The organism is Flavobacterium franklandianum, from assembly GCF_007097365.1.
Lineage (GTDB): Bacteria > Bacteroidota > Bacteroidia > Flavobacteriales > Flavobacteriaceae > Flavobacterium > Flavobacterium franklandianum.
Window position 1 is genome coordinate 163828 of record NZ_VJZR01000003.1, and the last position, 12736, is coordinate 176563.

8 protein-coding genes are annotated in these 12736 nt (G+C 35.7%); 5 read left to right on the plus strand and 3 right to left on the minus strand.

Translation table 11 applies throughout. From position 1 onward, the window contains the following. Positions 1-11 precede the first annotated feature (11 nt). Positions 12-359, plus strand: coding sequence for a 4Fe-4S dicluster domain-containing protein (locus FNW17_RS05525; protein WP_143389928.1), 348 nt, complete (start codon positions 12-14; stop codon positions 357-359). Positions 360-493: 134 nt separating this feature from the next. On the opposite strand, the gene FNW17_RS05530 is transcribed toward FNW17_RS05525, so the two are convergent. After that, positions 494-3169 carry a TonB-dependent receptor gene (locus tag FNW17_RS05530; protein ID WP_144071083.1) on the minus strand — a complete coding sequence of 892 codons (2676 nt, stop codon included), beginning with the start codon at positions 3167-3169 and terminating at the stop codon, positions 494-496. 294 nt (positions 3170-3463) lie between these two features. On the opposite strand from FNW17_RS05530, the gene ychF reads away from it, so the two are divergent. The 4 genes from ychF to FNW17_RS05550 all read left to right on the plus strand — a co-directional run bounded on the left by ychF (position 3464) and on the right by FNW17_RS05550 (position 10135). Then, a complete protein-coding gene (gene ychF, locus FNW17_RS05535) occupies positions 3464-4558 on the plus strand; it encodes a redox-regulated ATPase YchF (RefSeq protein ID WP_143389926.1) in 1095 nt (364 codons plus the stop codon). 306 nt (positions 4559-4864) lie between these two features. Then, complete coding sequence (locus FNW17_RS05540) at positions 4865-5386, plus strand: NADPH-dependent FMN reductase (RefSeq protein WP_144071084.1); 522 nt, start codon at positions 4865-4867, stop codon at positions 5384-5386. 152 nt (positions 5387-5538) lie between these two features. After that, positions 5539-7401 (plus strand): DNA topoisomerase IV subunit B, encoded by a 1863-nt coding sequence (locus FNW17_RS05545; protein WP_143389924.1) that lies wholly within the window; start codon positions 5539-5541, stop codon positions 7399-7401. 28 nt (positions 7402-7429) lie between these two features. Next, positions 7430-10135, plus strand: a complete 2706-nt coding sequence (locus FNW17_RS05550) for a DNA gyrase/topoisomerase IV subunit A (RefSeq protein WP_144071085.1) — start codon at positions 7430-7432, stop codon at positions 10133-10135. 134 nt (positions 10136-10269) lie between these two features. Here the strand turns inward: FNW17_RS05550 and FNW17_RS05555 are convergent, their stop codons facing one another. Beyond that, complete coding sequence (locus FNW17_RS05555; protein ID WP_144071086.1) at positions 10270-11658, minus strand: T9SS type A sorting domain-containing protein; 1389 nt, start codon at positions 11656-11658, stop codon at positions 10270-10272. Positions 11659-12001: 343 nt separating this feature from the next. After that, positions 12002-12736, minus strand: coding sequence for a rhamnogalacturonan acetylesterase (locus tag FNW17_RS05560; protein ID WP_235893246.1), 735 nt, complete (start codon positions 12734-12736; stop codon positions 12002-12004).

Here is a 12736-nt window from a genome sequence, read left to right on the forward strand (position 1 = left end):
TCTAAAAAAAAATGGCAATTATTATAACAGACGAATGTATCAATTGTGGTGCTTGTGAACCAGAATGTCCAAATACTGCAATATATGAAGGAGCAGATGATTGGAGATACAAAGATGGAACTAGAATCAAAGGAAAAGTGGTTTTGCCTTCTGGCGAAGAAGTAGATGCCGATGCTGCTCAAACTCCTATTTCGGATGATATTTATTATATCGTTCCTGGAAAATGTACAGAATGTAAAGGATTTCATAGTGAGCCACAATGTGCGGCTGTTTGTCCAGTAGATTGCTGTATTCCAGATGATAATCACGTAGAAAGCGAAGAAACTTTGTTAGCAAGACAGGAATTTTTGCACAACTAATAAAGTGTAATCTCAATAAAATTTTTAAATCCTGAATTTGCGTTCAGGATTTTTTTTATGGTTTGCAGAAATGATTTCAAATATAAAGGGCAGTCGAAAAGACAGCCCTTTATAAATTAATTATGGGATTGAAATTAGAAACTAAATCCTAATCTAGCATAGTAGTAAGCTCCGCTGAAACCCATTTGAACAGAATCCCAATATCCTCCAGCTTCAACCCAGTCATCTTGTTGGTCTGGATAAATGTTGAAAATATTATTTCCTCCAACACTTAATTTTAAAGATTTTGAAAGTTTGAATCCTAAAGTCAAATCAGTTACCATTTTTGAGCTGTAAGTATCTGTTGCTGATGTAATTTGGTCAGCAAAACTCCCATAATCGGCTACATCTTCATACATTTGATAGTCTAATAATTTTACTTCGCTGAATCGTGTGAATGATAAACCAGCATTAAACCATTTTCTGTCAAAGGTTAGATTCAAACCAAATTTACTTTCGGGAGCTGATGCCAACAAGAAAGCTTTATCGCGTTCTCCAAAGAAAGTTTGTTCATCAAGACTTCCATTTTTTACCTTAGTGATTTTCATATCATTTACATTTCCTGTCAATGTAGCACCAAAAGTATTTTCGTCAAATTTCTTTTTCCAAGCTAATACCACATCTAAACCTTTTGTCTTGGTATCGGCTCCATTTACAAAAAACTGTGCGGCATCCACATTCAATCCTAATGATGTTGCATCAAAATAACCTGTTAGTACAATTCTGTCTTTTACATTAATCATATAACCGTCAATAGTGGCGGTAAAATTTCCTTCGGTTACTGTAAAACCTAATGAAGCATTTAAGGCTTTCTCTTCGTTTAATGATTCAATTCCAAACGCTTTTGTAACAGGGCTATCATTGGCAGAAAGTAAAACTTCTGTCGCTCCTGAACTGCTAAAATTGGTAAAACTAGTATTGTAGTAAATCTGAGCTAATGAAGGTGCTCTAAATCCAGTACTGATGGAACCTCTCAAATTAATATGATCAGAAATTTTAAATCTTGATGAAATTTTACCATTTATAGTGCTTCCAAAATCGCTATAATTTTCAAAACGAACGGCTGTGCTTACAAGAAATTTTTCAGTTATATCAAATTCGGCATCAACATAGGCCGAGAAATTGGAGCGCGATTCATCAACAACGTTTTTTGGACTGTAACCAGGAAAACCTTGTGATCCGCCCGGTCTTGGTTCTCCAGAAATTGGGTCAATTGGTGCAGATTGGGTAGCTGGGTTCGTAATTGGATTTCCATTTGTGTCATAAGTAGCATAAGAACCAATTTCGCCAGCAAAAATTTCGAAATTTTCCGTTCTATACTCCGCTCCAAAAGCAAGATTCATTCCTTCGAGTATTGAAGAATAGTTTTTAGAAAAATCTAAATTTAAAGTGTTTTGGCTTAGACTGTGTCCACCAGCATCAAATTGGGTTGGAGAAGTATTTTCCAAAGAAGCATTTAAAGTTCCTTTGATGGTGTAGTCAAAAATATTTTTACCGTATGTATTGCTTAAATCAATATTCCATCCACTAGCAGTTTTGGTTTTAAAACCCGCCACAATAGAATTGTCAATAATTATTGAAGTAATTCTTGGGGTAAAACCACCTGGGTAAATAGATTCAACAACTCTCTCACCACCATTTCTAGTAAAAGCATAAGCATCAGTATCTCTGTAATTTCTACCTCCAAAAGCGTAAAAGTCAATTTTATCAGAAACAGGAAGTGACAAATTACCCATAAAATTAACTCCTGTAATACTGGCTTCGCCAAATCCTTTTCTAAAATCAAAACCGGGTCTTAATGTTTTTTCTTTGTTTAAAAATTCACCAGTAAGGTTTACAAAGCCTCCTTTTTTCCCTAATCCAATACCATAGTTTGCAGTAATTTTTGTGGAAGCACCATCAAATTGTCGGTTTTTACCAAAACTGTTTCCATTTCCATTAGTGTCTAATCTAAAATCTTTTGTGTTCGCTGTTCCTGCTGGAAAATCGCCTTTTGCATCGGTATTATAAACACCAAAAGAAACAGCTCCAGTTAGTTCATTGATATTGTCGTTTAACACAATATTAATTACACCAGCAATGGCATCCGATCCGTATTGTGCAGCAGCACCATCTCTCAATATTTCAATTCTTTTGATGGAAGATGCAGGAATAGCATTCAAATCGGTTCCTGTATTTCCTCTACCTCTAGTTCCAAAAAGGTTTATCAATGACGATTGATGTCTTCTTTTTCCGTTGATTAAAACAAGGGTTTGATCAGGTCCTAAACCTCTCAATGAGGCTGGATCAACGTGATCGGCACCGTCTGAACCGGATTGCTTGTTAGCGTTAAATGATGGGGCAACATATTGTAGCAACTCATTAATTTCTAATTTTCCACTTTGTGTAGTCACGGTTTTGACGTCTATGATGTCAATAGGAACAGCAGAATTTACCACAGTTCTTTTGGTGTTTCTGGATCCCACAATTTGAACTTCTTGCAATTCCTGTTCGCCTTCTGAAGCTAATACAACGTCAATTGTAGTAATCGAAGCAACTTTAGAAATGGATTTGTATCCAATATAGCTAAAAACAAGCGTGGCTCCTTCTTGAACATTTATCTTGTAAGCTCCATCAATGTCAGTCGAAATGCCATTTTTAGTTCCTTTTTCGAAAACATTTACTCCTGGTAGAGCAGCTCCCGAATTGTCTTTTACAACACCAGATATTTCTTTTTGCGCAAAAAGAAAACTGATATTCAGTAAAAAAAATAGTAATGTAATTTTTTTCATAATCTGTTTGTTTTGATTTAAGTTGGCGCAATTTAAGTTATTTTCAACAAATCATTCAAAATGGGATTGTTTATTTCTAAATTTTGTGAATTGTTTAAAAATAAATTCAAATAAAATTGCATTTTTTAAATAGAAATATAAAATACTGCAAAAATGATAATTCGAAATATGCCTACTGTAAATGCTTTGCAAAATCAGATGAAAATTATTTTCTTAAATGAGAAAAACTATCATTATGCCATCAAACATTTTTTTAATCTTATATTTGCACACTTTTAAACAAATTATCATATAATGAAAGCAGGAATTGTAGGATTACCAAATGTTGGAAAATCAACATTATTCAATTGTTTATCCAATGCTAAAGCGCAAAGTGCCAACTTTCCGTTTTGTACTATCGAACCGAATATTGGTGTGGTAAATGTACCAGATCCTCGTATCAATAAATTGGAAGAATTAGTAAAACCAGAACGCGTTCAAATGGCCACCGTTGATATCGTAGATATTGCAGGTTTGGTTAAAGGAGCAAGTAAAGGCGAGGGTTTAGGAAATCAATTTCTTGGAAACATCAGAGAATGTAACGCCATTATTCACGTTTTGCGTTGTTTTGATAATGATAATATTGTTCACGTTGACGGAAATGTAAATCCAATTCGCGATAAAGAAACGATCGATATCGAATTGCAATTAAAAGATTTGGAAAACGTTGATAAACGTCTCGAAAAAGTAAATCGTGCTGCCAAAACAGGAAATAAAGAAGCGCAAGTTGAAAAAGCACTTTTAGATAGAATCAGGGAAACGTTGCTTCAAGCAAAATCGGCAAGAACCGTAGTCCCTCAAGGCAATGATGAAGAAGTTTTGATGGAAAGTTTTCAATTGATTACCGCAAAACCAGTTTTATATGTGTGTAATGTGGACGAAAATTCAGCTGTAAACGGAAACGCTTATGTAGATCAAGTTCGCGAATTGGTAAAAGACGAAGATGCCGAAGTGATTATCCTTTCGGTAGGAGCAGAGGCCGATATTACAGAACTAGAAAGCTACGAAGAGCGTCAGGTTTTTTTAGAAGATATGGGATTGACTGAACCAGGTTCGGCGGTTTTAATTCGTGCGGCTTATAAATTATTGAAACAACAAACTTATTTTACTGCAGGTGTAAAAGAAGTTCGTGCTTGGACAATCAATATTGGAGCCACTGCGCCACAATCTGCAGGAGTAATCCACACTGATTTCGAAAAAGGATTCATCCGTGCGGAGGTTATTGCATTCGAAGATTTCGTTCAATACGGTTCAGAAGCCAAATGCAAAGAAGCTGGAAAATTCAAAGTGGAAGGAAAAGAATATATTGTTAAGGATGGCGATGTAATGCATTTCCGTTTTAACGTGTAAGAAAGATAAAAGAGAATAGACTATTAGATAATAGATAAAAACTGCTTAAGCAATTGGGCAGTTTTTTTTTGGACCTATTTCCCGCTTTCCACTCCGCCATTTTTTCGTCTTTCCATTTTTTCAAAGGCAAAAAAGGAGCTTCCGTTGGTCGCTCTTTTGCGCCAAGAAAAAAGAGGCAATCCTCTCAAAATGGGTTTCGTTGCAATCGGGGGTAAAAATCAAGTTTAGAAATCAAAAACAATAAATCCGCTTTATCAGTCTAATCTGTGTCCCATTTTTTTATTACTTTTATAAAAAAAAGTCACTATGAAAATCATCGCCTTTGCAGGAAGCAACAGTCAAAATTCCATAAATAAAAAATTAGCCACTTATGCAGCTTCACTATTCGAAAATGCTGAAGTAGATGTATTGGATTTAAATGATTACGAAATGCCTTTATTTGGTGTAGATATCGAAGTAGGAATTGGGCAACATCCATTGGCACAATCCTTTCTAGCGAAAATTGCCACCGCCGATATTCTAGTAGTTTCCCTAGCTGAAAATAATGGAAATTACTCTGTGGCTTTCAAAAATGTTTTCGACTGGTGTTCTAGAATTGGTGCCAAAGTATTTCAGGAAAAACCTATGCTGTTAATGGCTACTTCGCCCGGAGCGAGAGGAGGGGCATCGGTTCTTGAAATTGCCAAAAGTGCTTTTCCACGTTATGGAGCAGATATTAAAGCTACGTTTTCCTTGCCTAGTTTTAATGATAATTTTGATGTTGAAAAAGGAAGAATTTCGAATGAAGAATTGGATAAGCAGTTGAAGGAAATTGTTAAAGGTTTTTAATCCAAAACATAAAATCCACTGTCAAAAACATTCTTAATAACTTTGACATTTCCTTCTTTCAAATTTTATCAAATTACACTATATTAGCACACCCGAGTTCAATGCAAAAAGCTTTGAACGAATAGAACGTAGTAAATTCGATAAAATTTAAAATGTCAGATCAAACCCAATATAACGAAGATAACATTCGGTCACTAGACTGGAAAGAACACATCAGAATGCGTCCCGGAATGTACATCGGTAAACTCGGTGACGGTTCTTCGCCAGACGATGGTATTTACATTCTTCTTAAAGAAGTTATGGATAATTGTATCGACGAATTCGTTATGGGAGCTGGGAAAACCATCGAGGTAACCATCAAGGATAAAACGGTTACTGTTCGCGATTACGGTCGAGGAATTCCCCTTGGAAAAGTGATTGATGTGGTTTCTAAGATGAATACGGGTGGGAAATACGATTCTTTGGCCTTCAAAAAATCCGTCGGTTTGAATGGCGTTGGGACAAAAGCAGTGAATGCTTTGTCCAGTTATTTTCGTGTGGAATCCGTTCGGGATGAAAAACAAAAAGCCGCTGAATTTTCAGGAGGAAATCTGGTTTTGGATGAAGAAATTATCGAAACCACCAAACGTAAAGGAACGAAAGTAACCTTTATTCCCGATGAAACAATTTTCAAAAATTACAAATTCCGTTACGAGTACATCATCAAAATGCTCAAAAACTATTGTTACTTAAACAATGGTTTGACCATATTATTCAACGGCGAAAAATATTTTTCGGAAAATGGATTGAAAGATTTGTTAGAGGAAACCATTAGCGTTGAAGATTTAGAATATCCAATCATTCACCTGAAAGGCGACGACATCGAAATCGCCTTGACACACAGCAAAACACAATATTCCGAAGAATATCACTCCTTTGTAAACGGACAAAATACCACACAAGGAGGAACACATTTGGCTGCTTATCGCGAAGCCATTGTAAAAACCATTCGAGAGTTTTACAACAAACCATTCGAAGCTTCGGATGTTCGAAAGTCCATTGTTACTGCGATTAGCATCAAAGTAATGGAACCGGTTTTCGAATCACAAACCAAGACCAAATTAGGTTCGACCGATATGGGTTCAGATCCAGGAATGCCTTCGGTTCGTACTTTTGTAAATGATTTTGTAAAAAACAAATTAGACAGTTATTTGCATAAAAACCCAACAACTTCCGATGCGTTGTTGCGTAAAATTTTGCAAGCCGAGCGAGAACGTAAAGAACTTTCTGGCATTCGAAAACTAGCTACAGATCGAGCCAAAAAAGCCAATTTGCACAACAAAAAATTAAGAGATTGTCGAGCGCATCTTCCCGATACTAAGAATCCAAAAAATTTGGACAGCACACTTTTTATTACCGAAGGAGATTCGGCTTCGGGTTCTATCACCAAATCGCGTGATGTGAATACACAAGCAGTTTTCAGTCTTCGAGGCAAGCCTTTGAATTGTTACGGAATGAGCAAAAAAATTGTGTATGAAAACGAAGAATTCAATTTGTTGCAAGCAGCTTTGGATATCGAAGATGGTTTGGAAAAATTGCGTTACAACAACATTGTAATCGCTACTGATGCCGATGTCGATGGAATGCACATTCGATTATTATTGATTACTTTTTTCCTGCAATTTTTTCCTGAATTAATCAAGGAAGGGCATTTGTATATTCTGCAAACGCCACTTTTCAGGGTTCGAAACAAGAAAGAAACTATCTATTGTTATTCTGATGAAGAAAGAAGAGCAGCCATAGAAAAACTGAAACCAAAACCAGAGATCACCCGATTTAAAGGATTAGGAGAAATATCGCCAGACGAATTCAAGAATTTTATTGGAGAAACCATTCGATTGGATCCTATTATGATGGACAAAAATACTTCGGTGGAGCAGTTGTTGTCTTTTTATATGGGAAAAAATACGCCTGACCGACAAGAATTTATCATCAAGAATTTGAAGGTGGAACTAGATGCGATAGAGGCGAGTTAATTACGGAATTTAAGATTTTAGAAATTAAATGGACGAAGACGAAGATAACATTATCCCAAACGAAGACGACGCTAACCAAGAGTTAGATGACTCAACTAACGAAGAAGGATTCGAAGACATAAAAACTTCAAGTGGGATGCAGCATTTTTACGAAAATAACGACGAAGGAGGCGATACCATTACCAAAGTTACAGGAATGTACAAAGACTGGTTTTTGGATTATGCTTCTTATGTAATTTTGGAGCGCGCTGTTCCCGCCATCGAGGACGGTTTCAAACCCGTTCAACGTAGAATTATGCACTCGCTCAAAGAGTTGGATGACGGCCGTTACAACAAGGTGGCGAACGTTGTTGGGCACACGATGCAATACCATCCGCACGGAGACCAGAGTATTGGCGATGCGATGGTGCAAATTGGCCAAAAAGAATTGCTGATTGATTGCCAAGGAAACTGGGGAAATATCCTAACAGGAGATGGTGCTGCAGCTTCTCGTTACATTGAAGCGCGTTTGTCGAAATTTGCTTTGGAAGTCTTGTATTCTCCAAAAATTACCGATTGGGGCGTTTCCTATGATGGTCGTCGTGCCGAACCCAATAATCTTCCCGTAAAATTCCCATTGCTTTTGGCACAAGGAGCAGAGGGGATTGCGGTAGGTCTTTCGACGAAAGTTTTACCTCATAACTTCAATGAATTAATAGATGCTTCTATTAAAATTTTAAAAGGAAAATCCTTTACAATTTACCCCGATTTTATGACGGCGGGAATTGCGGATGTGTCCAATTATAATGATGGAATGCGTGGCGGACGTGTTCGTGTTCGTGCCAAAATTGCTCAATTGGATAAAAATATTTTGGTAATTACACAGATTCCATTTTCGACCAATACGACGACTTTGATTGACAGTATTTTGAAAGCCAACGAAAAAGGGAAAATCAAAATCAAGAAAATCGAAGACAATACGGCTGCCGAGGTAGAGATATTAATTCATCTTTTTCCAGGAGTTTCTCCAGATAAAACCATCGATGCTTTGTTTGCTTTTACGGCTTGCGAAACCTCGGTGGCACCATTAGGCTGCGTGATTGAAGATAATAAACCCTTGTTTGTAGGTGTTTCTAAAATGTTGCAAATTTCGACAGAACGAACGGTTCAATTACTGAAAAGTGAGCTTGAAATTCAGTTGAAAGAACTCGAAGAGCAATGGCATTTTCTTTCTTTGGAACGCATTTTTATCGAAAATAAAATCTACCGTGATATTGAAGACAAAACGACTCGTGAAGATGTAATAAAAGCGGTTGATGACGGATTAAAACCGTTTACACAAAACTTAAAAAGAGCCGTAACCGAAGACGATATTCTTCGTTTGTTAGACATTCGAATTATGCGTATTTCGAAATTTGACAGTAACAAAGCACAAGATAAAATTGAAGCTTTAGAAAGCGATATCGAACAAGTAAAATTCGACTTGGAGCATTTAATCGACTTTGCAATTGCTTATTTTACAAAGTTAAAAGAGAAGTACGGAAAAGGTAGAGAACGCCAAACCGAATTACGTAGTTTCGATAATATTGAAGCGACAAAAGTGGCTTTGAGAAACACGAAACTATACGTCAATAGGGATGAAGGCTTTATTGGAACTGGGTTGAAGAAAGATGAATACGTAACGGATTGTTCCGATATAGATGATGTGATTGTTTTTCTCCGTGACGGAAATATGATGATTTGCAAAGTCGATGAAAAGAAATTCGTTGGAAAAGACATTATTCACGTGGCTATTTTTGACAAAAGCGACAAACGCACGATTTACAATATGATTTATCGTGACGGAAAATCTGGTCCAGCTTACATCAAGCGATTCAATGTTTCGGGAGTTACACGAGATAAATTATACGATTTGACCAATGAAACCAAAGGTTCACAAATCTTGTATTTTACTTGTAATCCAAATGGTGAAGCCGAAGTAATTACGATTCTTTTACGTCAAATAGGAACCATCAAAAAACTGAAATGGGATGTCGATTTTGCCACAATGGCAATCAAAGGACGTGCTTCGAAGGGGAATTTGGTTAGTAAATATCCAATCAAGAAAATCGAAATCAAGGAAAAAGGAATTTCAACTTTGAAACCTAGAAAGATATGGTTTGATGACACGGTTCAAAAATTAAATGTGGATGCCAGAGGAGAATTATTGGGCGAATTCAGACCAAACGACAAGATTCTAGTAATTTCTCAAACAGGAAAATTAAAAGTCATTATTCCAGAATTATCTACTCATTTCGATGAAGATATGGTTGTTATGGAGAAATGGCATCCCAAAAAACCAATTTCGGCCATTTATTACGATGGCGAAAAAGAACGTTATTATATTAAAAGATTCTTGATAGAAAGCGAGGGTAAAGAAGAAGTTTTCATCACAGAACATCCTAAATCGCAATTAGAAATTGTTTCCACTGATTATCGTCCGATGGCCGAATTGGTTTTTACAAAAGTAAAAGGCGTTCAAAAAGAAAATCAAACGGTAGATATCGAGAGTTTCATCGCTGTAAAAGGCTTGAAAGCGCTAGGAAATCAATTGACGACTGATAAGTTGAAACAAGTTAATTTGCTAGAATCGTTGCCTTATGAAGAACCAGAAGAAGTTGTTCCCGAAGAATTAGAAGTACGAGGCAATACCAATATTGACGATGGAAATATTCAACTCGATGATGACGGTCAGATTACTTTAAGTTTAGAATAAAAAAAGCTCCGAAAGGAGCTTTTTTTGTGTTGAGATGCTTAAAATTTGGTATTTACTCAATTTTGCTTTAACAATGAACAATAATTTATTCGTATTTCGATTAAATTAAAATATGATTGTATTCGAAAACAATTTTATTTCTTAATAAATTTCCAAGTAGTTGTAATTTCGCCAATTCTTAAGTTGCATAAATAGAATCCTTTAGACAAGTTGGAAACGTCAATTGATAATTTTTCAGCGGAAGTTACATATTTTGAATAAGACACTATTTTTTCGCCAGAAATTGAATATATATTTATAACTGAATCTCCTGAAACAGTATCAGATAAATTAATATTTAAAGTAGTATCAACTTCTGTTGGATAAAATTCACCCAACTTCAATTTATGATCTTCTATACCTAAATTAGGACAGGCTGTCGAAATCACTCCTTGTGCTGTAACGTTTAGAGTAGCTCCTGCTCCACAAGTTGCATTTGGAATAAAAGTAACTACATCGGCTACTGGAAATATTGTATAGGTATAAGATGGTTTTGTAGCCGTCAGTTTGTCCAGACCAGTTACAGCTGTTGGTGTTGCCCCTTTTGTGCAACCATCAAATTTTACTGATGTAGTTCCAGAACCTTCATTAACAGGACTTGAAATAGTAGTTATTTGTTCAAAATTACAATTCTCAACATAACAAGTTGTACCGCTATTTCCGGCACCCAATCCAACAGCCGAAGCACCTGAAACACTAGTTTTGAAATAACAATTTAGTACGTGCAATTCGGCATTTCTGGCTCTTGGCATTCTGGCTTTACAACCTTCTGCCCAATAACAATTTTGAAAAGTTACACTGAATCTGCCATCAGAAGCAGGCATATCATCAGTTGATGAACCTACTAAATTTGAAAAGCGATGGTCAGAAGAACCACCTGAACCGCCTGCGATTGCTGGTTTTAAATAGGTAAATTTACACCAAGAAACCGTGATGTTATCGGCCTGTCCCTTAATGTCAAAATTACCATCCATTCCGTCTTGAAACTCGCAGTGATCTACCCAAATGTTTCGACCTTCGTTAGTAAGATTGTCTCGGCCATCGCAATCAAAAGCACCTGGACCTTCAAAAATAAGGTTTCGGATAATTACATTGTTGGAACCTGCTTTTATATAAAGAATTCCTGAATTTGCTGCCGATGTTGAAGAATCACTAGCCGATGGAGGTTTAGAATTGATGGTTATCTTATTGTTTCTTAGTTTTGCTCCAGGCATTCCTATAATAGTCTTGTTTGACAACAAAACACTAGTATAGTCACAGTCGATAGTTCCAGAAACTAATATTATAGAATTTATAACCGCAGTTGAATTTAGGGCTGTTTTTAATGCGCTATAGGTTGAAACTGTTACCGTATTAGAAACTGTGGGATTCCCTCCTCCTGTAGTAGTTGCTCCAAAACCCTCGGGATTGGACATATAATAATTCTGACCTGAAGTATAATTTAGAAAAAATATAAATGCAACAACAAAAACAATTTTTTTCATTTCTTGGTGGGGTTTAATAAGTTTATAATTAGGATTTTTATATAATTCAACTAACTGATTTAATGGTAGAATATAAAAATGTAATCGATTACAAATATAATGATATAATTTGAAAATAATAATAAAATCTGAATTTTGAAGTTTTAACTGAAATGTACTATCTCTAAAAAAAAATAGTCGAGAAATAAGTATGATTGATTATGTGGTGAAATAGTACAAAAAAAATATTTCTTAAACGCATTGTCTTAAAAATCAAAATATTGATTATCCTTTAAAAAAAAAGTCATATTGAAGACTTCAACCTAGAAAAAAGGATTTTAGTTTTTAAAAGCAAAAGGATTTTTTAATTCTTAATATATTTTCCTAAATCGAGGTTGGTTTTCTTTAATTCAGTTATTGCAATCTTAGCAATTTCAGTAGCTCCTTTGACATTTAGATGGGTATTGTCTTCTTTTCCTGCGGGAAAAAAAAGATTTTCACCTACTTTATAATGCAAATGCAATTGTTTAGATTTCTCAGGCCCATATTTCATTTCTAATATTTCCGTATAATATTCCATATCTATAAAAGGAACATTGTACTCCTGGGCTACCAAACGAGCTTCAAGAGTATAATCGGCGTGTGTACTAATTAAGACACCTTGTTCGTTGAAATTTCTTCGTGTTATAGAAGAAAATATAATTGGAGTTGCGCCTTTTTCTCTCGTTTGAGTCACAAAGCGAATCAGATTATGGCGATAAGCAGTATGAGGATTGGTATAGCGTGTAGAATCGGTTACTTTTCCGTCATTATGTCCGAATTGTATGAAAACATAATCTCCCTTTTTAAGGGAATTGTAAACCGCATCCCAAAGTTTTAGATCTATATAACTTTTTGTACTACGTCCGTTTACGGCTCTATTATCGATTGTAATATTATCATTGAAAAATAGTGGCAACATTTGTCCCCAACCGCGTTCTGGATTTTCATTTGCTAAAGGTTTATTGGCCATTGTTGAATCTCCAATGCCATAAATGGTTGGTTTTTGGGCTAAGCAGTTTAGGGAAACTAACATTAGAAAAATTGAAATTCGTATCAT

Bases quoted from the DNA above. Each gene is read 5' to 3' on its own strand.
- FNW17_RS05550 (WP_144071085.1), top strand. From the start codon at position 7,430: ATGGACGAAGACGAAGATAACATTATCCCAAACGAAGACGACGCTAAC.
- FNW17_RS05545 (WP_143389924.1), top strand. From the start codon at position 5,539: ATGTCAGATCAAACCCAATATAACGAAGATAACATTCGGTCACTAGAC.
- FNW17_RS05540 (WP_144071084.1), top strand. From the start codon at position 4,865: ATGAAAATCATCGCCTTTGCAGGAAGCAACAGTCAAAATTCCATAAAT.
- FNW17_RS05525 (WP_143389928.1), top strand. From the start codon at position 12: ATGGCAATTATTATAACAGACGAATGTATCAATTGTGGTGCTTGTGAA.
- FNW17_RS05555 (WP_144071086.1), bottom strand. From the start codon at position 11,658: ATGAAAAAAATTGTTTTTGTTGTTGCATTTATATTTTTTCTAAATTAT.
- ychF (WP_143389926.1), top strand. From the start codon at position 3,464: ATGAAAGCAGGAATTGTAGGATTACCAAATGTTGGAAAATCAACATTA.
- FNW17_RS05560 (WP_235893246.1), bottom strand. From the start codon at position 12,736: ATGATACGAATTTCAATTTTTCTAATGTTAGTTTCCCTAAACTGCTTA.
- FNW17_RS05530 (WP_144071083.1), bottom strand. From the start codon at position 3,169: ATGAAAAAAATTACATTACTATTTTTTTTACTGAATATCAGTTTTCTT.